We start from the raw sequence: 539 nt of genomic DNA, 5'->3' as shown, positions 1-539 counted from the left end.
CGGCCGGCCTATGCCGAGGCGCTGGCGCGGCAGGGCGTGACGCTGCTGCACGCGACGCCCTGGCCGCCGACGGGGCTGTGGTCGCGCCGGCCGGTCGCCACGACGGCCGACCTGCAGGGGCTGCGGCTGCGCAGCTACGACGCCGCCGGCACCGTCACCTTCCGCCGGCTGGGCGCGGCGGTGGAGCAGCTGAGCTTCCAGGACGTGGCGGCGCGGCTGAACGCCGGCACGCTGGATGCGGTGCTGTCCTCCGGCGATGGCGGCGCGGGGCGCCGGCTGTGGGAGCACCTGCCGCACTTCACGGAGATCGGCTACGCGATGCCGGTCAGCCTGACCTTCGCGGCGCCCGCGCGCCTGGCGTCGCTGGGATCGGACGGCCGCGCGGCGCTGGAGTTCGCGGCGCGGCGCACCGAGGACGGGCTGTGGCAACTGCTCGAGACGCGGGAGGCGGCGAACCAGGCGCGGATGCGCGAGAACCGCGTGACCATCGCCGCGCCCGGTGCGGCACTGGCCGCGGCGCTGCGCGCCGCGGGCGCGGC

1 protein-coding gene is annotated in these 539 nt (G+C 78.1%); it reads left to right on the top strand.

All coding sequences use genetic code 11. The features are described from left to right. On the top strand, positions 1 to 539 hold a 539-nt coding region (locus tag OZN99_RS33305), incomplete at both ends, for a type 2 periplasmic-binding domain-containing protein (RefSeq protein ID WP_270939436.1).

Source organism: Falsiroseomonas oryzae (assembly GCF_027856955.1).
GTDB lineage: Bacteria > Pseudomonadota > Alphaproteobacteria > Acetobacterales > Acetobacteraceae > Falsiroseomonas > Falsiroseomonas oryzae.
The sequence above is the reverse complement of the archived record's forward strand: the minus strand, read 5'-3'. Positions and strand labels throughout refer to the sequence as shown.